Consider the following 19205-nt stretch of genomic DNA (forward strand, 5'->3'; position numbering starts at 1 on the left):
CGCACCGGTTGACGCTTCTCCTGCGACGTTTTAGGTGAGGCGCCATGTCGATCAAGCCGCTCATCATCCTTCCCGATCCTATCCTGCGCCAGGTTTCCAAACCGGTCGAACGTGTCGACGCGCCTTTGCGCAAACTGGCCGACGACATGCTGGCGACGATGTATGATGCGCCGGGCATCGGCTTGGCCGCAATCCAGATCGGCGAGCCGCTGCGCATGCTGGTCATCGACCTCGCCAAGGAAGACGAGCCGCCGGCGCCGCATGTCTTCATCAATCCCGAAATCCTCGAAAGCGCCGACGCTCGCTCGGTCTACGAGGAAGGCTGCCTGTCGATCCCGGACTATTACGCCGAGGTCGAGCGTCCCGCCTCGGTGCGCGTGAAATATCTCGACCGCGACGGCAAGCTGCAGGAGATCGAGGCCGAAGGCCTGATGGCGACCTGCCTGCAGCACGAGATCGACCATCTCAACGGTGTGCTGTTCATCGACCACATCTCGAAGCTGAAGCGCGACATGGTGGTCAAGAAGTTCAAGAAGCTCGCCAAGGACAAGGCGCCGGGCAAGCTGGTGGGATAGGGAAGATGCCGCTTCGCGTCATCTTCATGGGCACGCCGGAGTTTTCGGTGCCGGTGCTGCGCGCGATTGCCGAGGCCGGGCACGAGATAGCAGCCGTCTACACCCAGCCGCCGCGCGCCGCGGGCCGCCGCGGGCTGGAGCTGACACCGTCGCCGGTGCAGCGCGAGGCTGAGCGGCTGGGCATCGAAGTGCGCACGCCGCTGTCGCTGAAGGGCGAGGCCGAGCAAGCTGCTTTCCATGCGTTGCGTGCCGATGTCGCGGTCGTCGTCGCGTATGGTTTGCTGTTGCCGAAGGGTATTCTGGAGGCTCCGCGCCTCGGCTGCCTCAACGGCCACGCCTCGCTTTTGCCGCGTTGGCGTGGTGCAGCTCCCATCCAGCGCGCCATTATGGCCGGCGACGTCGAAACCGGCATGATGGTGATGCGCATGGAAGAGGGCCTGGACACCGGTCCGGTGGCACTGGTTGAAAAATGCGCCATAGAGCCCGACATGACGGCCGGCGATCTGCACGACCGCTTGATGAATATTGCTGCCACGCTGATGGTGGAAGCGCTGTCCCGATTGGAGACAAATACCCTGGCATCGACTTTGCAGGCGGCTGACAGGGTGACCTACGCCAGGAAAATCGATAAGTCGGAGACACGTGTGGACTGGACGCGCCCGGCTGCGGAGGTCCACAATCACATTCGCGGCCTGTCGCCATTCCCGGGCGCCTGGTGCGAGGCCGACATCGGCGGCCGCACGGAACGGCTGAAACTGCTTCGCTCGACGCTTTTGGAAGGCACGCTTTCTGAAAGCATGGGCGAGTCGGGAGGAATTCTCGATGACCGGCTGACGGTCGCCTGCGGGTCGGGCGCGGTCAGGCTGGTCGAAGTTCAACGGGCGGGCGGAAAGCCTGCTGCCGCGCAGGAGTTTCTGCGCGGGGCCAAGATCGAAAAAGGAATGAAGTTCTCATGAGCATGATGTCGATACGCGGCGCGACGCCGCGGGACCGCGAGGCCATACGCCTGGTCGAGGAACACGCATTCGGCCAGCAGGCGGAGGCCGGGCTGGTCGACGCTCTGGTCACCGGCGGCGACGCCGTTGTCGAACTGGTGGCGGAAGAAGACGGCCAGGTGGTCGGCCACATCCTGTTTTCCAGGCTGTTCGTCCAGAACGGCGGCAAGCAGTTCGCAGCCGTGGCGCTGGCGCCGTTGGCGGTGGAACCTTCGTTCCACGGCTCGGGCATTGGCGGTGCGCTGATCCGCGAAGCGCATATCCGCCTCAGGGATGGCGGCGAGACGCTCGCCGTTGTGTTGGGCGATCCGGCCTATTACGGCCGCTTCGGCTACAGCCATGCGCGCGCCGAAAAGTTCGAGAGCGAATATCAGGGCGAAGCGCTGCAGGCGCTGGCCTGGGGTGACGCACCCGAAAAAGGCAAACTGGTCTACGCCCAGGCCTTTACCGCACTCGCCGCCTGAACGAAGGGTGTATGCCGCGTTTTCGTCTCGATATCGAATATGACGGCAGCCTCTTCGCCGGCTGGCAACACCAGGCGGATCAGCCTTCGGTGCAGCAGGCGATAGAGCAGGCGATCGAGAAATTTTGCGGTGAGGCGGTGCGGATACGCGCCGCCGGCCGCACCGACGCCGGCGTGCATGCGACCGCCCAGGTGGCGCATGTCGACCTCGCCAAGGCATGGCCAAACGACAAGGTGCGCGACGCCGTCAACGCGCACCTGCAGGCGGCAGGCGCGCGCATCGCCATCCTGCAGGCCACGGTTGTCCCCAATGAGTTCGACGCCCGTTTCTCGGCCACCGGACGCCACTATCTCTACCGCATCCTCAACCGGCGCGCGCCTGCAGCGATGGAAAAGGGCAAGGTCTGGTGGGTGCCGAAGCGGCTCGATGCGGACGCCATGCACGAAGCGGCGAAAGTCCTGCTCGGCCGACATGACTTTACCACCTTCCGCTCGACGCAATGCCAGGCCAACAGTCCGGTGCGGACGCTGGAGCGGCTCGATGTAAGCCGCCAGGGCGACCTGATCGAAGTCAGGGCCTCGGCGCGCTCTTTCCTGCACAACCAGGTGCGCTCCATGGTCGGTTCGCTGAAACGCGTCGGCGACGGCGGCTGGACCGCCGCGGACCTCAAGGCCGCGCTCGCTGCGAAAAACCGCGCCGCCTGCGGCCAGGTGGCGCCGCCCGACGGGCTTTTTCTCGTCGGTGTAGACTATGCGGAAAAGTTCTAAGCCGGAGCGGCGGTCGGCACCGTGATGCCGAGCAGCGCCACCAGGGCGAACAAGACGGCTAGAGACACCACCAACATGCCTGCGAACACGGCACTGCCGACAGCCGCGCCCTTTCCGATCGCGGCGTTGGTCATCCGCCAGGAGAGTACCAGCGACAGCACCACCAGAACCAGCCACACCAATTCGGCAACCGGGTTGCCGGACGGCAGGAAAAGCCTGATCAGCGCTGAAGGCAGCAGCATCCAGGCGGTGATCGCCGACGCCCAGTTGCTGGCGACGACATAGTGGACGAAGCGGTCGCCGATGCCGGCGCGCGATGCGACCAGGGCAAGCACAACCAGGGGCAGCAGCCACGAGCCGAGGTCGACGGTCGCCAGGCGAATCAACATGCCCAGCCGGCCGGCGAACGCATTGGGATCGCCGATCTCGTTGGCCGTGCCGACCCAGCCGACGATCATCGCCGGCGCGGCGACGACGATGGCGAAGAAGGAATTCCAGAAGCCGTCCGCCGACAGGTCGAGCAGCCGCAAGCCGTCGGCCTTCCCGAGCATCAGCCGCCAGGCGCCGTTAAGCGATGAAGAGGTCTCGTCAACCGAAAGCATGATCAGCCCTGCTCGAACCAGTCATCGATGAAGCGCTGGTAGATTTGGGTCAGCGTCTCGAGGTCGGCCAGTGCGACGCGCTCGTCGACCATGTGCATGGTCTTGCCGACCAGGCCGAACTCGACCACCGGGCAATAGTCCTTGATGAAACGCGCATCCGAGGTTCCGCCCGAGGTGGACAGCGCCGGCTCCTTGCCGACCGTCGCCTTGATCGAGCCGCGCAGCGTCTCGATCAGCTTGTCGTCGCGCGTCAGGAAGACATGGCTCGGCCGGTCGCGCCAGATCAGCTCGTAGTCGACCGGCGTCTTGCCGGTCCGGTATTTCTTGCGCTTCGCCGCCTGGTCGAGGCGGTTATGGATCTCGGCCTGCACCGTCTCGGCAGTCCATGTGTCGTTGAAGCGGATGTTGAAGGTGGCTGTCGCCTTGGCCGGAATAACATTGGTCGCCGGGTTGCCGACATCGATCGAGGTCACTTCCAGATTGGTCGGCTGAAAATCCTTCGTGCCCTTGTCGAAGACGGGCGACAGCAAGGCGTCGACCAGGCTGATCAGGCCGCGCACCGGATTGTCGGCGAGCAATGGATAGGCGACATGGCCCTGGCGGCCGTTGACCGTGACACTGCCCGACATCGAGCCACGCCGGCCGATCTTGATCATGTCGCCGAGCGTGTCCGGATTGGTCGGCTCGCCAACGATCGCGGCGTCCCATCTCTCGCCCTTGGCCGCCGCCCAGTCGAGCAGTTTTGTCGTCCCGTTGATCGCCGGCCCCTCCTCGTCGCCGGTAATCAGCAGCGAGACCGAGCCTTTCGGACCACCCTTTTTCTCGACATGGCGCGCCACGGCGGCGATGAAACAGGCGATGCCGCCCTTCATGTCGACGGCGCCGCGGCCATACATCTCGCCCTTGGCGATCTCGGCGGCGAAGGGCGGATGCGTCCACGACGCCTCGTCGCCCGCCGGCACCACGTCGGTATGGCCGGCAAACATCAGATGCGGCCCGTTGCCGGAGCGACGCGCGTAGAGGTTCTCGATGTCGGGGGTGCCGTCTTCGGAAAACACAGGGCGTTCGACGGAAAAGCCGAGCGGCTTCAGCATGCCTTCCAGGGCAGCCAGCGCGCCGCCCTCGGCGGGCGTTACGGAGGCGCAGCGTATGAGGGTCGCGAGGTTGGCGGCGGGATCGGTCGGCAGTTTCATGGGCAAAGCGATAGTCGAAAGCGAAAGGCCTGTCACGGCCAGAGATGATGACCGATCCTGCCGCCGACATTATGGTTTTCCTGTCGTATAGTGCAGGCCAACACGAGATAATCGCATGGCCAACGCCGAAAAGACCATCGTCATTGCCGGCGCCGGCAGCATCGGCTGCTATGTCGGCGGTTGCCTGGCGCTGGCCGGACGCAAGGTGGTGTTTTTGGCGCGGCCAGACATAGCGACGGCCTTGCTGGGCGGTGGCCTGCGCATCACCGATCTCGATGGTCGCGACCGATCCATCCGGCCGGAGTCCGTCACCACCGATCCCGCCGCTGCCCTCGCCAGCGCCGACGTGGTGCTGGTGACGGTCAAGAACGGCGCTACCGAGGAGATGGCGTCGCTTGTTGCCGGACATGCGCGCGGCGATGTCGTGGTGGTCAGCCTGCAGAACGGCGTCGGCAATGCCGACCGGTTACGCGCCGTGCTCGGTGGCCGGACTGTACTCGCCGGCATGGTGCCGTTCAATGTCGTCCAGTCGGCCATAGGCAATTTGCCGCTTCACGTGCATCGCGCCAGCGACGGCAAGGTCATGATCGAAGATGGCGTGACCGGCCTTGCCGGCCTTCTCGATGTCGAAGGGCTTGGCGTGGAAACCCATCCCGACATGAAAGCCGTTCAGTGGGGCAAGCTGCTGATCAACCTCAACAACGCGCTTGTCGCCTTGTCCGGCCTGCCGCTGGCGAGCGAACTTGCCGACCGCCGCTGGCGGCGGATCCTGGCCGGTCAGATCGACGAGGCCCTGGCGGCGATGAAGGCGTTACATATCGCGCCGGCGCGGATCGGCGGCTTGCGTCCCGGCCTGCTGTCGAAGCTGCTCCGGCTGCCGGACTGGCTGTTCCGGCTGGTCGCCCGCCGCATGCTCGCCATCGACCCGCAGGCGCGCTCGTCCATGTGGGACGACCTCCAGCGCGGTCGGCCGACCGAGATCGGTGACCTGCAGGGGGCCGTCCTGAGCCTCGCCGAAAAGGCCGGCACGCCGGCGCCTCTGCTGAAGCGGGTCACCGCGCTGGTGCAGCAGGCCGAGCGGGAAAAGCGCGGCTCACCCGGGCTGACGCCGGAAGCCGTCACTGGATAGTCTACTTGCCGCGAGCCGCGGGCCTTGGCCCGCATAGCCCGAAAACAGGCGCGTGGGCCCGCCGCGTCACAGCTTTGGTGCGCGCCTCGGAGCCGGCGCTTTGCTCGCCGGGCCTGGCGCCGGCACGGGCTGCGCCGCCGGGTGGTTCTCGATCAGCGTGATCTTCTGCCAGATCTTGCGCGACAGGTTGGACGCCAGGTTCTCGACGTCGTTGACGCCGTCGATGACCACATCGTCATTGACGGACTGCGCAAACAGCGCCGCGATCTTGCCGGTGATCGACAGCATTTCCGAGCAATAGTCGAGGTAGCGCGCAAGGTCGGCGGCATTGGTGATGCGAGCCGGCGAATGCGCGGTCGGCCTGAAATTGGCGGACAATGCTGCCGGATCCTTGGTCAGCTGGTGCATGTCGATGACATGGATCAGCGATCTCAACCCATGCAGCTGGCGAAACACCCGCTTGCGCTTGATGCGCTCCTCGGTGCGGATCAGCGCCAGCAGGCCGAGCACGGCAAGGATCATCATGTTGATCGTGGCTTCGATGCCTTGCACCGACTGCACCGCATCGTCGGCCTGCGAGATATGGATGAGCGGCAGGATGGTGCCGACGAATAGGAAGATCAGCGCGCCGGCGGCAACAGCGGCGACGATGGCGCCGCGCAGCCACCAGATCGGCGCTTCGAGCGCCTGCGCCGCCTTGGCCAGGTCGCGCGATAGCGACACCAGTTCGGCGGCGACGCCGCGTAGGCCGGCATCGGGAAAACGCTCGGCGACGCGCTCTTCCAGCCGCTCGGCGGTGTCGATGATCAGTTTCGGATCAAGCGTGCGGTAGCGCATGGCGAGATATCCGGTCGGCGCTCATGGTTCAGCCGGCGCGTTGCTGCGTTTGCCGTAGCGGTTCGGACCGGGGTCACCGCGGAAACACGCTAGAACGATGAGAAGAATGGGGCCGATGATAAGAGAGATCAACGCGTAATAAGTCGGCTTGCCGAAATCATGAAACCGCTTTGCGGTTACCGCAAAGCTCGACCATGTCGAGATCAGCAAAACGACCCAGAACACAAGTGCCCAGTTCTGGCTGGTTGCGGTGCCGGGTTCCAGTCTCGACAACTGGTAGAGCGGGAAAAACTGTGCAAGCACCAGCAGCAGCCCGGCGAGCACGTAGGCACTTGGGCTGACGCGCCCTGAGAGGCTGAAGAAAAGCCAGGGAAGTGGTGGTGTGTTGGGCAATCTGGAGCGCTCTGGTTGCTCGGACAGGATCAATCACGCAGCAGTTCGTTGATCGAGGTTTTCGACCGGGTCTTGGCATCGACGCGCTTGACGATGACGGCGCAGTAGAGGCCAGGGCCCGGCTCGTTGTTCGGAAAGGCCTTGCCCGGCATCGAGCCGGCGACGACGACCGAATTCGGCGGCACCTCGCCATAAAACACTTCGCCGGTGGCGCGGTCGACGATCTTGGTCGACTGGCCGATGAACACACCCATTCCGAGCACCGAGCCTTCGCGCACGATGCAGCCCTCGACCACTTCGGAGCGCGCGCCGATGAAGCAATTGTCCTCGATGATGGTCGGGCCGGCCTGCATCGGCTCCAGCACCCCGCCGATGCCGACGCCGCCCGAGAGGTGCACATTCTTGCCGATCTGGGCGCAGGAGCCGACCGAGGCCCAGGTGTCGACCATGGTGCCGCTGTCAACATAGGCGCCGACATTGACGAAGGACGGCATCAGCACCGCGCCCGGCGCGACATAGGCAGAACGGCGCACGATCGAAGACGGCACGGCGCGGAAGCCTGCCTTCTCGAAGTCGACCGCGCTCCAGCCGTCGAACTTCGACGCCACCTTGTCCCACCAGACCGCCTGCCCGGGGCCGCCCTTGATGATCTCCATCGGATAGAGCCGGAAGGAGAGCAGCACCGCCTTCTTCAGCCACTGGTTGACATGCCATTTGCCATCCGGCTGGCGCTCGGCGACCCGCACGGTGCCACGGTCGAGCAGGTCGAGTGAGGACTGGATGGCGTCGCGCGTTTCGCCACGGGTCGCGGTCGAAATCGTGTCGCGCTCCTCGAAGGCCTTCTCGATGGTCTTTTCGAGGCTGGCCAGATCAGGCTTCGACATGAATTCGCTCCGTTACCACGCTGTTAAGGCCGTCGGCCTTAACCTTGTTTTGAAAGTCGCGCGGACCCTATGTTAAGGCGTATTGGGGGTCAATCGCGGGTGCGCCATGGGACGGCGCAAGTGAACTGTTGGGACGGGTAGAAAGCATATGACTCCTATGGAAAAGGCGGGATGGACGCCGCTGCCGCATTCGGACGAGGATCTGGAGCGGTCGAAAAGCGTGCCCGACACGCCGCAGACTCGCGCCGAAACCTACCGGCTGGCCTGGAACGATCCCGACTTCATGACGCGCCGGGAATTGCGCGCTGTGCGCTTGCAGCTTGAGCTCTTGAAGCCCGAAATGATCCTGGCCGAGCGCGGCATCCGCTCGACGGTCATCCTGTTCGGCGGCGCGCGTATTCCCGAGCCCGGCGGCGAGGCCTGGGCCGCCAAGAACGAGACGCAGAAGAAAAACCTCGAGGAAAACAGCAAATACTACGAGGAGGCGCGCAAATTCGCCCGCCTCTGCTCACAGCAATCGGCCACGTCCTACTACCGCGAATTCGTCGTCGTCACCGGTGGCGGCCCAGGCGTGATGGAGGCGGGAAATCGCGGCGCCGACGATGTCGGCGCGCCGTCGATCGGCCTCAACATCGTCCTGCCACACGAGCAGGCGCCGAACGCCTATGTGACCCCGGAGCTGTGCTTCAACTTCCACTATTTCGCCATCCGCAAGATGCATTTCGTCATGCGCGCCAAGGCCGTCGCGGTGTTTCCGGGCGGCTTCGGCACCATGGACGAATTCTTCGAGACGCTGACGCTGATCCAGACCGGCCGCATGGAGCGCGTGCCGGTGATCCTGTTCGGCAAGGCGTTCTGGCAGCGCGCGATCGACCTCGATTTCCTGGCCGAACAAGGCACCATCACGCCCGGCGACCAGGATATCATCGACTTTGTCGACACCGCCGACGAGGCCTGGGGGATCATCAGCCGCTTCTACAAGTTGGGGGAGTAGGGGAACCGGGAATTGAAGAACTGAAGAATTGAGGAAAAGGAGGTCCGGATCGGTCTCCCTTTCACCAGTTCTTCAATTCTTCAGCTCCTCAATTCCTCTACCCCCTCCACTATCCCCGTCAGAAACGTCGCGAGATCGTCGGTGACGAAATCGACGTCGTCCTCATTGGCCGGATCGCGCTCCCAGATCTCGGCAAAGGTCGGCTCGAAATTGCGCGGCACCACCAGCACCGTGGTCATGCCCAGTGATTTCGGCACCTCGAGGTTGCGGGCGAGATCCTCGAACATCACCGCATTGTGTCCGGTGACGGCGTGCAGTTCGGCAAACTTCTCATAGGTCTGCCGCGACGGCTTCGGCGTCAGCCCGGCGGCGACGATATCAAAAATGTCGTCGAAATGGTCGAGTATGCCGAGCTGGCGCGCGGTGCGCTCGGCGTGCCTGCGGTCGCCATTGGTGAAGATGAACTTGCGGCCGGGCAGCTGGCGGATAGCGGTGCCCAGCACCGGATCCGGCACCAGCCACGAATAGTCGATATCATGCACCTTTTCGAGAAAGTCGTCGGGGTCGATGCCGTGACGCGTCATCAGCCCGTTCAGCGTCGTGCCATATTCCTGATAGAGTTCCTTCTGCAGCTTGCGCGCTTCCTCGCGCGGCAGCGTGAGCAGTTCTCCGACATAGGCCGTCATCTTGACGTCGATCTGCGAAAACAGATTCGAATGGTGCGGATAAAGCGTGTTGTCGAGGTCGAACACCCAGTCGGTGACATGGGCGAAGCGGGCGGGATCGGGCAGCGTGGTCATGGCGTGTTATGGCATGAAATATCTGCCGTTCGAACCCCTTTCTGATGTAGAGCTTATCCACAACCTATGTGCATCTAGAGTTGTAAAAATGGGCTCACCATTCAAATTTTAGCCATCACGGAAAGGTGGCCTTCAGGGCTTGCTGGCACAGAGACGGTTCAGTGGGAGCCAGCGATGAGTCGCATAGTCTTAAAGTCCGCCGCGGTCGCATTCGGCTCGGTAGCCATCTCGCTTTTGCTGACGCTGATCATCGTTCCCGCCATGGGTTTTCCGGTCGACCGCACTGTCTGGCTGACATCGACGGTGTGCCCGCTGGCGCTCGCCTGGATCGCCTGCGCCAGCACCTTCTGGCAGAGCGACCGACTGAAAAACGCGCATCGCGATCTCGCCCGCGCGCATGCCCAGCTCGCCGCCGCGCATCGGCGCCTGTCGGCGAAGGCGAGCCGCGACGACATGACCGGCATGCTCAACCGCGAGAGCTTCTTTGCCGCGTTGGACGGCTCGCGGCGCAAATCCGATCGCGGCGCGCTGCTGATCATCGACGCCGACCATTTCAAGGCGATCAACGACAGTTTCGGCCATCTGACCGGCGATGACGCACTGGTGTTGATCGCCAGCGCCATCGAGCGCGGCGTCCGCAGCGGCGACGTGCTCGGCCGCATTGGCGGTGAGGAGTTCGGCGCCTTCCTGGTCGGCGCTACGGAAGCCGAAGCCCGGCGCGTGGCCGAGCGCATCCGCCGTGAAGTCGAGCTGGTCCGCTTTCGTCCGGTCGACGAGCGCACGGTGCCGCTGACCGTCTCGATCGGCGGCATCACCTGTGCGCAAGATGCCGATGTCTCGGACCTGATGCGCGCCGCCGACCGCCGGCTCTACGAGGCCAAGCACCGCGGCCGCAATTTGTCGATCCTCGACCGGGACATTTCCGAAGCTGCCTAGGTGTTGGTGGTGGGGCTGTTAACGGTTCGCCAACATTGTTTCCACGCAACTGCGCCGTTTACCGGGTTGTAACTCGTTTACAGGCAAGGCTTGGCACGGGAATGGCATGTCTGGCCGGTACCTGTGCCGTTCAGGGAACGCCATGCGTGGATCGAAGCCCCCATCCAGAGACGTGTCATGAGTTTCTTCATCAGGAAAATATCGCGCCGCACCATCGTGCAGGCGCTGATTGCGATGCCGGCGCTACAGCTTTTTCGCAAGCAGCCTGACAGCGACCGCCCCCCGGCCGATCCCGACGTGATCGTCGTGGTCAATGGCTGGATCCTGAAGCGGAGCGACCTGGCATGATCTTCGACAGCTATGAGGCGTTTCGAGCCTCGGATTTCAAGCCCAAGGTCTGCATTCTCGGCTCCGGGCCGGCCGGCACCACCATTGCCAGAAAGCTCGGCGCCGCCGGCATTCCGGTCGTGGTGCTGGAGGCCGGCGCACGCGAATTCAGCGACGAGTCGCAGGATTTCTACCGCGGCTCCACGGTCGGCGATCAATATTTCGATCTCGACATCACCCGGCTGCGCTTCATGGGCGGGTCGTCGAACCACTGGGCCGGCTGGTGCCGCGTGCTCGACAAGCAGGACTTTGAGCCCAAGGCATGGGCGCCGGACACCGGCTGGCCAATCGCCCGGACCGACATCGAGCCCTATCTGTCCGAGCTGCACGACATACTCGAGCTTCCCGACTTCAAGCCCGATGTGCCGATTTCAGACGACATACGCTGGGTGCAGCTGATCAAGAGCCCGGCCGTGCGCTTTGGCGAGAAATTCTCCGACGAGCTCGACAAGAGCAAGAACATAGCGCTCGTGCTCAACACCTATGCCACCGAACTTGCCGGGGACGGCAAACGAGTGACCGGCGCCAGGCTGTGGTCGAACGGCAAGGATGCCGGCGCCTTCAGCGCCGATTATTTCATCGTCTGCGCCGGCGGGCTGGAGAATTCGCGGCTGCTTCTATGGTCGAACCAGCGCTCGAATGGCGGCGTGGTGCCGAACGCCACGGCACTTGGCCGCTACTGGATGGAGCACCCGACCTTCGAGGGCGGCAATGCCATCCTGGCCGATTACAGCGAGTTCGAGGTCGATGCCGTCAACGAGGCGTTCTTCTCGCCGACGCTCGCCGCCATGGAGCGGCTGCAGATCATGAATTTCGGCATACGCCTGATCGAGACGCCCTATGCCGGCGTCAAGAGCCTGATTGCCGACCTTGCCTGCACCGCGCCCGAGGCCGCCGAATGGGTCGCCTACCAGCTCAGCCAGAACCTGCGCTGCGCCGCCCAGCTCTACGTCGCCTGGGAACAGGCGCCGCTGGCCTCGAACCATATCGAATTGTCGAAGACCGATGTCGACCGTGCCGGCGTGCCGCGCATCGAGCTGCACTGGAAGAAGTCGCCGTTGGAGCGCCGCACCATCCTCGAGGGGCTCAAGCTGTTCGGAACGACGCTGATCGAGAAGGACCTCGGCCGCGTCCGCATCATGGACTGGCTGACCAATGGCGAGGACTACCCGACGGATGAGGAACTGGCCGGCCACCACCACATGGGCGGCACGCGCATGGGCACCGATGTGAGCAAAAGCGTGGTCGACGCCAACTGCAAGGTGCACGGCATGGACAATCTCTATGTCGGTGGTTCCTCGGTATTCTGCACGTCGGGCGAATGCAACCCAACGACGACGATCACAGCGCTGGCCTGCCGGCTAGGCGACCATCTGACCAAAGTAATCACGGTGTGATGAAGTCATCCCCCCGGTGTGACGAAGTCATCACCGTCTGATTGTCAAAAAAGCGAAGGGCGCGACAGGATTGCTGCCGGCGCTACCCATGCCTTGGTGTCGAAACCCTCGGAATCAGCGCCAACGAGATCTCCCTCCCCCTTGTGGGGAGGGATTAAGGGTGGGGATAGGTGCCGCGCAAACCCTTCAGGATTTGCTAAACCGTCGCTGGATCCAGGGCCGGCTGCCCCTTGCGACGGGCAACAATCGCCTTGAAATCGGCGGTCCGGAACGCATCGCGCAACACGTCGAAAGAGGGCAGCACGAAATAGGCGCGCTGGAACTTGTCGATCTCGTAGCCGGTGCGCATCACCGTTTCGAGGTCGAAGGGCACGTGGTGCGCGTCCGGGCTCGCGACGGCGAACTGCAATTCGGTGAACGACGACATCAGCCCGGCGCCGAAAGCTTTCAGCTTCTGGCCCGCCTCCTGTATCAGCCCGTATTCGGCGGTGTACCAGTAGAGCCGGGTGATCATCTCGTCACCGCCCAGCGCAATCACGCTCTCGGCTTTTTCGCCATACATCTGCATGAAGTCGGCAAACACCGGCTGCGTCAGGATGGGCACATGGCCGAAGAAGTCGTGGAACATGTCGGGTTCGACGATGTAGTCGAGCTCGTCCTTGGTGCGCAGCCAGTTGGTCACCGGAAAGCGCCGGTTGGCGAGATGGTCGAAGAAGGGCGCGGCCGGGATGAGGCCAGGCACGGCGACGATTTCCCAGCCGGTCAGCTTGCGCAGCTTGTCTGAGACCGCGCCGAAATCCGGGATCTCGTCGAGCAGGCCGAGCGCGGCGATCCCATCGAGATAGGAATGGTGCGCCAGCTTCTGCGTCAGCTTGGTCTGCCGGTCGCACAACGTGCGCCACACCGCCTGTTCGTCGGCGATGTAGTTGTAGCCCTGCGCCACGGTGAAGTCGGAACGGCACACTGAATAGTCGCCACGCAGGCCTTGCGCCGCGCAATCACGGGCATATTCGGCAACGCTCATCGTCGTCATGGTTCTTCTCCCCTGATCGTGACACTTGAATATGTCCGCAGAGTCTAGCGGCGGCCGGCGAGGCAATTCAGCTTTGATGATGGCTTGGGTCCATGATTTGAGGTAAAAATCACCAAGCAGAAGCTGAAAGAGAGTGAAAATGCCTCAGTTCGACGATTTCGAGATCAAGATGCTGGATGTGCTTCAGCGCGATGGACGCAAGCCCGTGTCCGAACTGGCGCAGGAGATCGGCCTGTCGACGACGCCTTGCGCCCGCCGCTTCGAGGCGCTGCAGGAGGCCGGCATCATCAAGGGCTTTGCCGCCGTGCTCAACCGCCGCGGCGTCGGCCTGATGGTCGAGGTGTTCATCCAGGTGCGGCTCACCAGCCACAGCGACGGTTCGCCCGAAACCTTCATCGCCGCCGTGCAACGCATGGATGAAGTGTCGTCATGCTGGACGATGACCGGCGACCACGATTTCCTGCTGCACGTCATGGTGCCGTCGGTCGACGAACTCAACGCCTTCGTCATGCACCGCCTGATGCGCCTTGCCGGCGTGCGCGACGTTCACACCCAGCTGGTGCTGCAGAACATCAAGGGCCCGGGCCACGTGCCGCTCGCCCACCTCAGGCGGTAGGACACGCACCGCCATTTCTGCGGAAAAGCTGCACGCAAACTGCTGAACGGAGCCCAAATGCGAAACTGAAACGCCGGCTACGCCATGCGGACCGTCGCTCAAAGGTCCGTCATGAACATCGTGCTGATCAATCCGCCGCACACCGCCATCGGCAGCCGCGTGCCCGATGACCATCTGCCACCGCTCGGCCTGCTGGCACTGGGCGGCCCGCTTATCGACGCCGGCCATAAAGTCCGGCTGGTCGATGCCGAATTCGGGCCGATGCCGTTGGAAACTCTGGTGCGCGATGCGCTCAGCGGCCAGCCCGATTGCATCCTGATCGGCCACTCCGGCTCGACCTCGGCGCATCCCACCGCGCTCGCGATCGCCCGCATGGTCAAGGCGCTCGAGCCGGCGACGCTGGTGATCTATGGCGGCGTGTTCCCGACCTATCACTGGCGCGACATATTGGCGGCGAGCGATGTCTTCGACTTCATCGTGCGCGGCGAGGGCGAGGCAACCATCCTTGCCCTGGTCGTGGCACTGGACAATCGCCGGCCGCTGGGCGATGTCGCGGGTATCGCCTATCGCGACGATCTCGGCCGCCCCTTCGCGACGCGGCCGGCCGGGACCACTGCCAATCTGGACGAGTACCGCGTCGGCTGGGAGCTGATCGATCACCGCCGCTACAGCTATTGGGGCGGCAAGCGCGCCGTGGTCATGCAGTTTTCGCGGGGCTGTCCGCATCTGTGCAACTATTGCGGCCAGCGCGGTTTCTGGACCCGCTGGCGGCACCGCGACCCCAAAAAATTTGCGCAGGAGATTGCCTGGCTGCACCGCCAGCACGGCGTCGAACTGATCAACCTCGCCGACGAAAACCCGACCGTATCGAAGAAGGTTTGGCGCGCCTTTCTCGATGCGCTGATCGCCGAGAACGTGCCGGTGCTGATCGTCGGCTCGACCCGGGCCGACGACATCGTGCGCGATGCCGACATCCTGCACCTCTATCGCAAGGCCGGCGTCATCCGCTGGCTGCTCGGCATGGAAAACACCGACCAGCAGACGCTTCAACTGATCCGCAAGGGCGGCAGCACCTCATCCGACCGCGAGGCGATCCGGCTGCTCCGCCAGCATGGCATACTGTCCATGGCGACCTGGGTGGCGGGGTTCGAGGATGAGACCTTTCGCGATCTGTGGCGCGGCTTTCGCCAGCTGCTTGCCTACGACCCCGACCAGATCCAGGCGCTCTATGTCACGCCGCACCGCTGGACGCCGTTCTTCCGCATCGCCAAGGACCGCAAGGTGATCCAGACGGATGCCCGGCTGTGGGACTACAAGCACCAGGTGCTGCAGATGACCCGGCTGAAACCGTGGATGCTGTTCTTCTCGGTCAAGCTGATCGAGGTCGCGGTGCAGTCGCGGCCGAAGGCGCTGGCGCGCATTCTCTTCCACCCCGATCCCGAACAGCGCCATTCGATGCGCTGGTACACCCAAATGGGCCGCCGCGTGTGGTTCCGCGAGGTCTGGGGTTTCCTGGCCCGCGACCGCCGCCTCAAGGATGGTCCGACGCTGGCTGAGTTCTGGGGCGCGCCGCAGGATGCCGATGAGGAATCCATGGTCGTCATGCGCCCGCCGCTCAAGCCGGCCGAAGCGGCTGTCGCGATCTCGGCCGGCACCTGACCGGCTCGCTGCCATTCATAGATACGTACCGTATGCGTATTGACATACGCGGCGTATGTACCCACCTCATGCATACGGGACGTATGTGAGTGCCCCGGACAATGGAGTGAAAATGACCAAACGTGACGCGATCTTTCCTGCCGGCAGGCAGGCTCTCTACGAGATCAATCGCTATTCTGCTGCAATCCGATCGGGCGATCTTTTGTTTGTCTCGGGCCAGGTCGGCAGCCGCGAGGACGGGTCGCCCGAACCTGTCTTCGAAAAGCAGGTCCAGCTTGCCTTCGACAATCTCGCGGCAGTGCTGAAAGCAGCGGGCGCCACGTTCGACGATATAGTCGACGTGACCACCTTTCACACCGATCCGGCAACGCAATGGCCCGTGATCGATGCCGTTCGGCTGAAGGTGTTCGGTGAACCGCCCTACACCAATTGGACGGCGGTCGGCGTCAACTGGTTAGCCGGCTTCGACTTCGAGATAAAGGTCATCGCGCGCCTGCCCCAGCCTGCCTAAGGGCTGGCCAGCCGACCAACTGGCCGCCAAGCCAGTTGCCGATCAGGGCACGATTAGCGTGCCGGCGCCGTGTTCGGTGAACAGTTCCAGAAGCACCGCATGCGGCGTCTTGCCGTTGAGGATGACGACGCCTTCGACGCCGCGCTCGATCGCCTCGATGCAGGTCTCGACCTTGGGGATCATGCCGCCCGACACCGTGCCGTCCTTGATCAGCGCCTTGGCTTCGGCCACTGTCAGTTCGTCGATCAGCTTCTTGTTCTTGTCGAGCACGCCGGGCACGTCGGTCAGGAACAAAAGGCGCGTCGCCTGGCAGGCGCCGGCGATGGCGCCGGCAAAGGTGTCGGCATTGATGTTGTACGTGTGGCCGTCGCGGCCCGGCGCCACCGGCGCCAGCACCGGGATCATTTCCGAGCGTGCCAGCAGGTCGAGTAGGGTGCGGTCGACCTCGACCGGCTCGCCGACGAAACCGAGATCGAGCACACGCTCGATGTTGGAGTCCGGGTCGATCATGGTCTTGCGCGCCTTTTCGGCGAACACCATGTTGCCGTCCTTGCCGCACAGGCCGATCGCCCATTCGCCCTCGGCGTTGATCAGCGCGACGATCTCCTTGTTTATCGAACCGGCCAGCACCATCTCGACGATCTCGACCGTCTTCTGGTCCGTGACGCGCAGCCCGCCTTCGAACTTGGATTCGATGCCCATCTTGGCCAGCATGGCGCCGATCTGCGGCCCGCCGCCATGGACGACGATCGGGTTGACGCCGGACTGCTTCAGCAGCGCGATGTCACGGGCGAAAGCCTTGCCGAGCTCGATATCGCCCATGGCATGACCGCCATATTTCACCACCACCGTCTTGTGCTCGTAGCGCTGCATATAGGGCAGGGCCCGCGAGAGCAGGGCGGCCTGCATTTCGGCGGTGGCGGTGATCTCCGTCATCGGCATGGTTCCCTGGATGCGGGTAAGGACGGCGGCGTCTTAGCGGGAATTGGCCCAGGCCGCAAACAGCTTTGCTATCACGATGATGAAATCTGCCGGATCAGGCCGGCACCTTGAGCGGCGCCCGCCGCGTCAGCCACCCGGAAACCTTCTCCATCTGCGCGGCAAGCGACAAAAGCGTCCTGCTCGTCGCCGGGGCGGCCGACGGCCTGGATGCCAAGCGGCAGGCCATTCTGGATCGCCGGCCAGTGGTGAACCACAGGCTCTTGTCCATCAATTGCCCAAACAAGGATCTGATCTCCAAGAGACGGGTCAAATGCAATTTGTCGAGCAGGTTTTCGATGAGCTCGTCGGCCCCCTTCGGGTCCATGGCGCCTCAGGCAAGCGGCGGATGCGCAATGATCGGGTTGCCTCGGCGCGCGCGATCGCAGCATCGACAAGGTCTGGCGGAGAGATCTCGCCTCTGTGCAACAGCTCTGCCAAGCCGGTCGCATCGTTCTCCCACAGCATCCGTTCGGCCGACATTGCTGTTCCCCTATCTGCGGGAGGCTAACGACAGCCGATTTCCTTGGCAACCGACCGGCGATTACTGGCGATCGGGCGCGGACATCGATTGCGTGGACAACAAGATTTCTGCCTTTGCAAATAAATCGTGATCGCTTAGCTTGTCCGTATGACGCCGCAGGATATCTCCACCCTGATTGTCCGGACCTCGATGAAGGATCGGACTGCGTTCGATCTGCTTTACCGGCAAACCAGTGCGAAACTTTTCGGCGTGTGCCTTCGTGTATTGAAGGATCGCGGAGATGCGGAAGAAGCGCTGCAAGAGGTCTTCGTCAAAGTGTGGACGAAGGCGGACCGTTTCGCTGTTTCCGATCTAAGCCCAATCTCCTGGCTGGTGGCCATAGCACGCAATCATGCGATTGATCGCATCCGGTCGCGACGCAAGCCCGCTGCCGATATCGATGCCGCGCTCGACGTGGCTGACCCCGGTCCGGGGCCAGAGGCTATGGTTGTTGCGGGCGGTGAATCCGAGCGCATCTATCAGTGCCTTGAAGAGTTGGAACAAGACCGGGCGCAAGCCGTTCGGGGTGCTTATTTGAACGGCGAAAGTTACGCCGAGCTCGCGGAACGTCACAAGGTTCCGCTCAACACGATGCGGACATGGCTGCGCCGCAGCCTGTTGAAACTTAGAGAATGTCTGGAAAGATGACCCTGGCAGAAGAAAATGGACCGGAACGTGGAGGCGACGACCTGCTCGCAGCCGAATACGTTCTCGGCGTGCTGCCGGCGGATGAGCGCCAGATAGCCTCCGGACGCATCGACGCGGAGACCGGCTTTGCCCGTCTCGTCGATTCCTGGGAAGTAAACCTCTCGCCGATGGCTGCCGCTTATGCTGAGGTAGAGCCGCCGGCCACCATCAAGCCGGCTATCGATCGCCGGCTGTTCTCCTCCACCGCGGCGTCGACGACGGCCCCGAGCGGCAGCCTGTGGTCCAGCCTTAGCTTCTGGCGCGGCCTCACCGCAGCGGCTCTCGCGGCCCTGGTGCTCTATGTCGCCGTGCCTTACGTCAGGTCGCCGGTCGTCGTGCCGCAGGAGCGCCTCGTCGCCTCGCTGGCTGCCGAAGGCAGCGATGTCAAATACCTTGTCGTCTACGACGCTTCCCGCCGCGATGTCGGCCTGTCGCTGGTTTCGGGCGAACGCGCCGCCGGCAAGGACTTCGAACTGTGGATGATCGAAGGCAAGAATGCTCCGGTCTCGATGGGCCTCATCCCCGCCGGCCAGGTCGCCCATATCCCGGTTACCCCGGCCGTGCAGCAGAAGCTGGCGCAAGGCGCCGTGCTTGCTGTCAGCGTCGAGCCGACGGGCGGTTCGACGACGGGACAGCCGACCGGACCGGTCGTTGCCGCGGGCGACCTGAAGGGCATCTGATAGATCGTAAAACCATGACGTGACAATGAAGACAGCGGAAGTACATCTTCCGCTGTTTTCGTTTTGGATACGCTGCTGGAGATTAGAGGTTCGATCTGGGAGATTAATTCGCCGACAAAATAAAGGAAATTTTTCCCGGCGCGCGGAAACTCAGGCAGGTCTATT

Annotated in this window: 23 protein-coding genes; 14 read left to right on the forward strand and 9 right to left on the reverse strand. The window is 63.4% G+C overall.

The window, feature by feature from the left end; translation table 11 throughout:
- Positions 1-44: 44 nt before the first annotated feature.
- The 4 genes from def to truA are packed head-to-tail and all read left to right on the forward strand — an operon-like array spanning position 45 to position 2801.
- Positions 45-575, forward strand: coding sequence for a peptide deformylase (def, locus tag NLY44_RS23215; RefSeq protein WP_023673213.1), 531 nt, complete (start codon positions 45-47; stop codon positions 573-575).
- A 5-nt stretch (positions 576-580) separates the two neighbouring features.
- Positions 581-1531, forward strand: coding sequence for a methionyl-tRNA formyltransferase (gene fmt, locus NLY44_RS23220; RefSeq protein WP_023805804.1), 951 nt, complete (start codon positions 581-583; stop codon positions 1529-1531).
- The gene (locus NLY44_RS23225; RefSeq protein WP_023673215.1) at positions 1528-2034 is read left to right on the forward strand and encodes a GNAT family N-acetyltransferase; all 507 of its coding nucleotides are present in this window, start codon (positions 1528-1530) and stop codon (positions 2032-2034) included. The genes fmt and NLY44_RS23225 overlap by 4 nt, the downstream gene beginning before the upstream one ends.
- A gap of 11 nt (positions 2035-2045) precedes the next feature.
- The gene (truA, locus tag NLY44_RS23230) at positions 2046-2801 is read left to right on the forward strand and encodes a tRNA pseudouridine(38-40) synthase TruA (protein WP_023805803.1); all 756 of its coding nucleotides are present in this window, start codon (positions 2046-2048) and stop codon (positions 2799-2801) included.
- On the opposite strand, the gene NLY44_RS23235 is transcribed toward truA, so the two are convergent.
- On the reverse strand, positions 2798-3403 hold the full coding sequence (locus tag NLY44_RS23235) for a hypothetical protein (protein WP_023741315.1): 606 nt from the start codon (positions 3401-3403) through the stop codon (positions 2798-2800). The genes truA and NLY44_RS23235 overlap by 4 nt on opposite strands.
- Positions 3404-3405: 2 nt before the next feature.
- A complete protein-coding gene (dapE, locus tag NLY44_RS23240; protein ID WP_023696037.1) occupies positions 3406-4596 on the reverse strand; it encodes a succinyl-diaminopimelate desuccinylase in 1191 nt (396 codons plus the stop codon).
- A 115-nt stretch (positions 4597-4711) separates the two neighbouring features.
- Here dapE and NLY44_RS23245 point away from each other — a divergent pair, with 115 nt between their 5' ends.
- Positions 4712-5725: a 2-dehydropantoate 2-reductase gene (locus NLY44_RS23245; RefSeq protein ID WP_023744892.1), complete on the forward strand. Its 1014-nt coding sequence runs from the start codon at positions 4712-4714 to the stop codon at positions 5723-5725.
- A 66-nt stretch (positions 5726-5791) separates the two neighbouring features.
- Here NLY44_RS23245 and NLY44_RS23250 read toward each other — a convergent pair whose 3' ends face one another.
- The 3 genes from NLY44_RS23250 to dapD are packed head-to-tail and all read right to left on the reverse strand — an operon-like array spanning position 5792 to position 7839.
- The gene (locus NLY44_RS23250; protein WP_023673220.1) at positions 5792-6562 is read right to left on the reverse strand and encodes a hypothetical protein; all 771 of its coding nucleotides are present in this window, start codon (positions 6560-6562) and stop codon (positions 5792-5794) included.
- 21 nt (positions 6563-6583) lie between these two features.
- Positions 6584-6988 (reverse strand): DUF805 domain-containing protein, encoded by a 405-nt coding sequence (locus NLY44_RS23255; protein ID WP_081725464.1) that lies wholly within the window; start codon positions 6986-6988, stop codon positions 6584-6586.
- Positions 6985-7839 (reverse strand): 2,3,4,5-tetrahydropyridine-2,6-dicarboxylate N-succinyltransferase, encoded by an 855-nt coding sequence (gene dapD / locus NLY44_RS23260; RefSeq protein WP_023696035.1) that lies wholly within the window; start codon positions 7837-7839, stop codon positions 6985-6987. The genes NLY44_RS23255 and dapD overlap by 4 nt, the downstream gene beginning before the upstream one ends.
- Positions 7840-7987: 148 nt before the next feature.
- On the opposite strand from dapD, the gene NLY44_RS23265 reads away from it, so the two are divergent.
- A complete protein-coding gene (locus NLY44_RS23265) occupies positions 7988-8833 on the forward strand; it encodes an LOG family protein (protein WP_023681343.1) in 846 nt (281 codons plus the stop codon).
- Between the two features lie 80 nt (positions 8834-8913).
- Here NLY44_RS23265 and NLY44_RS23270 read toward each other — a convergent pair whose 3' ends face one another.
- Positions 8914-9633: a pyrimidine 5'-nucleotidase gene (locus NLY44_RS23270; RefSeq protein WP_023681344.1), complete on the reverse strand. Its 720-nt coding sequence runs from the start codon at positions 9631-9633 to the stop codon at positions 8914-8916.
- A gap of 174 nt (positions 9634-9807) precedes the next feature.
- Between NLY44_RS23270 and NLY44_RS23275 the strand changes: the two genes are divergently transcribed.
- The 3 genes from NLY44_RS23275 to NLY44_RS23285 all read left to right on the forward strand — a co-directional run bounded on the left by NLY44_RS23275 (position 9808) and on the right by NLY44_RS23285 (position 12353).
- Entirely contained in the window at positions 9808-10569 is a 762-nt protein-coding gene (locus tag NLY44_RS23275) for a GGDEF domain-containing protein (protein ID WP_023681345.1), read from the forward strand.
- A gap of 177 nt (positions 10570-10746) precedes the next feature.
- Positions 10747-10917 carry a hypothetical protein gene (locus tag NLY44_RS23280; protein WP_023805802.1) on the forward strand — a complete coding sequence of 57 codons (171 nt, stop codon included), beginning with the start codon at positions 10747-10749 and terminating at the stop codon, positions 10915-10917.
- Positions 10914-12353 (forward strand): GMC oxidoreductase, encoded by a 1440-nt coding sequence (locus tag NLY44_RS23285; RefSeq protein ID WP_023805801.1) that lies wholly within the window; start codon positions 10914-10916, stop codon positions 12351-12353. The genes NLY44_RS23280 and NLY44_RS23285 overlap by 4 nt, the downstream gene beginning before the upstream one ends.
- Positions 12354-12549: 196 nt before the next feature.
- Here NLY44_RS23285 and phhA read toward each other — a convergent pair whose 3' ends face one another.
- Positions 12550-13386, reverse strand: a complete 837-nt coding sequence (gene phhA / locus NLY44_RS23290) for a phenylalanine 4-monooxygenase (protein WP_023728818.1) — start codon at positions 13384-13386, stop codon at positions 12550-12552.
- A gap of 139 nt (positions 13387-13525) precedes the next feature.
- Between phhA and NLY44_RS23295 the strand changes: the two genes are divergently transcribed.
- The 3 genes from NLY44_RS23295 to NLY44_RS23305 all read left to right on the forward strand — a co-directional run bounded on the left by NLY44_RS23295 (position 13526) and on the right by NLY44_RS23305 (position 16172).
- Positions 13526-14002, forward strand: a complete 477-nt coding sequence (locus NLY44_RS23295; RefSeq protein WP_023728109.1) for an Lrp/AsnC family transcriptional regulator — start codon at positions 13526-13528, stop codon at positions 14000-14002.
- A gap of 111 nt (positions 14003-14113) precedes the next feature.
- A complete protein-coding gene (gene bchE, locus NLY44_RS23300; protein ID WP_023703792.1) occupies positions 14114-15661 on the forward strand; it encodes a magnesium-protoporphyrin IX monomethyl ester anaerobic oxidative cyclase in 1548 nt (515 codons plus the stop codon).
- Positions 15662-15773: 112 nt separating this feature from the next.
- Entirely contained in the window at positions 15774-16172 is a 399-nt protein-coding gene (locus NLY44_RS23305; RefSeq protein WP_023687463.1) for a RidA family protein, read from the forward strand.
- A 42-nt stretch (positions 16173-16214) separates the two neighbouring features.
- Here NLY44_RS23305 and argB read toward each other — a convergent pair whose 3' ends face one another.
- Entirely contained in the window at positions 16215-17108 is an 894-nt protein-coding gene (gene argB / locus NLY44_RS23310) for an acetylglutamate kinase (protein ID WP_013528489.1), read from the reverse strand.
- Positions 17109-17208: 100 nt separating this feature from the next.
- Positions 17209-17478 carry a hypothetical protein gene (locus tag NLY44_RS23315; protein ID WP_023728820.1) on the reverse strand — a complete coding sequence of 90 codons (270 nt, stop codon included), beginning with the start codon at positions 17476-17478 and terminating at the stop codon, positions 17209-17211.
- Positions 17479-17781: 303 nt separating this feature from the next.
- Between NLY44_RS23315 and NLY44_RS23320 the strand changes: the two genes are divergently transcribed.
- Both NLY44_RS23320 and NLY44_RS23325 read left to right on the forward strand, forming a co-directional pair.
- Positions 17782-18321: a sigma-70 family RNA polymerase sigma factor gene (locus tag NLY44_RS23320; protein ID WP_023673234.1), complete on the forward strand. Its 540-nt coding sequence runs from the start codon at positions 17782-17784 to the stop codon at positions 18319-18321.
- Positions 18318-19040, forward strand: a complete 723-nt coding sequence (locus NLY44_RS23325) for an anti-sigma factor (protein WP_023805800.1) — start codon at positions 18318-18320, stop codon at positions 19038-19040. The genes NLY44_RS23320 and NLY44_RS23325 overlap by 4 nt, the downstream gene beginning before the upstream one ends.
- Positions 19041-19205: the final 165 nt, after the last annotated feature.

This window comes from Mesorhizobium sp. C089B, from assembly GCF_030323125.1.
Classification (GTDB): Bacteria; Pseudomonadota; Alphaproteobacteria; order Rhizobiales; family Rhizobiaceae; genus Mesorhizobium.

Coding starts and splice junctions, on each gene's coding strand:
- fmt (WP_023805804.1), top strand. CDS start 581: ATGCCGCTTCGCGTCATCTTCATGGGCACGCCGGAGTTTTCGGTGCCG.
- NLY44_RS23280 (WP_023805802.1), top strand. CDS start 10,747: ATGAGTTTCTTCATCAGGAAAATATCGCGCCGCACCATCGTGCAGGCG.
- NLY44_RS23275 (WP_023681345.1), top strand. CDS start 9,808: ATGAGTCGCATAGTCTTAAAGTCCGCCGCGGTCGCATTCGGCTCGGTA.
- NLY44_RS23245 (WP_023744892.1), top strand. CDS start 4,712: ATGGCCAACGCCGAAAAGACCATCGTCATTGCCGGCGCCGGCAGCATC.
- phhA (WP_023728818.1), bottom strand. CDS start 13,386: ATGACGACGATGAGCGTTGCCGAATATGCCCGTGATTGCGCGGCGCAA.
- argB (WP_013528489.1), bottom strand. CDS start 17,108: ATGACGGAGATCACCGCCACCGCCGAAATGCAGGCCGCCCTGCTCTCG.
- NLY44_RS23250 (WP_023673220.1), bottom strand. CDS start 6,562: ATGCGCTACCGCACGCTTGATCCGAAACTGATCATCGACACCGCCGAG.
- bchE (WP_023703792.1), top strand. CDS start 14,114: ATGAACATCGTGCTGATCAATCCGCCGCACACCGCCATCGGCAGCCGC.
- truA (WP_023805803.1), top strand. CDS start 2,046: ATGCCGCGTTTTCGTCTCGATATCGAATATGACGGCAGCCTCTTCGCC.
- NLY44_RS23320 (WP_023673234.1), top strand. CDS start 17,782: ATGACGCCGCAGGATATCTCCACCCTGATTGTCCGGACCTCGATGAAG.
- NLY44_RS23225 (WP_023673215.1), top strand. CDS start 1,528: ATGAGCATGATGTCGATACGCGGCGCGACGCCGCGGGACCGCGAGGCC.
- dapD (WP_023696035.1), bottom strand. CDS start 7,839: ATGTCGAAGCCTGATCTGGCCAGCCTCGAAAAGACCATCGAGAAGGCC.
- dapE (WP_023696037.1), bottom strand. CDS start 4,596: ATGAAACTGCCGACCGATCCCGCCGCCAACCTCGCGACCCTCATACGC.
- NLY44_RS23305 (WP_023687463.1), top strand. CDS start 15,774: ATGACCAAACGTGACGCGATCTTTCCTGCCGGCAGGCAGGCTCTCTAC.
- NLY44_RS23315 (WP_023728820.1), bottom strand. CDS start 17,478: ATGGACCCGAAGGGGGCCGACGAGCTCATCGAAAACCTGCTCGACAAA.
- NLY44_RS23270 (WP_023681344.1), bottom strand. CDS start 9,633: ATGACCACGCTGCCCGATCCCGCCCGCTTCGCCCATGTCACCGACTGG.
- NLY44_RS23325 (WP_023805800.1), top strand. CDS start 18,318: ATGACCCTGGCAGAAGAAAATGGACCGGAACGTGGAGGCGACGACCTG.
- NLY44_RS23265 (WP_023681343.1), top strand. CDS start 7,988: ATGACTCCTATGGAAAAGGCGGGATGGACGCCGCTGCCGCATTCGGAC.
- def (WP_023673213.1), top strand. CDS start 45: ATGTCGATCAAGCCGCTCATCATCCTTCCCGATCCTATCCTGCGCCAG.
- NLY44_RS23295 (WP_023728109.1), top strand. CDS start 13,526: ATGCCTCAGTTCGACGATTTCGAGATCAAGATGCTGGATGTGCTTCAG.
- NLY44_RS23285 (WP_023805801.1), top strand. CDS start 10,914: ATGATCTTCGACAGCTATGAGGCGTTTCGAGCCTCGGATTTCAAGCCC.
- NLY44_RS23235 (WP_023741315.1), bottom strand. CDS start 3,403: ATGCTTTCGGTTGACGAGACCTCTTCATCGCTTAACGGCGCCTGGCGG.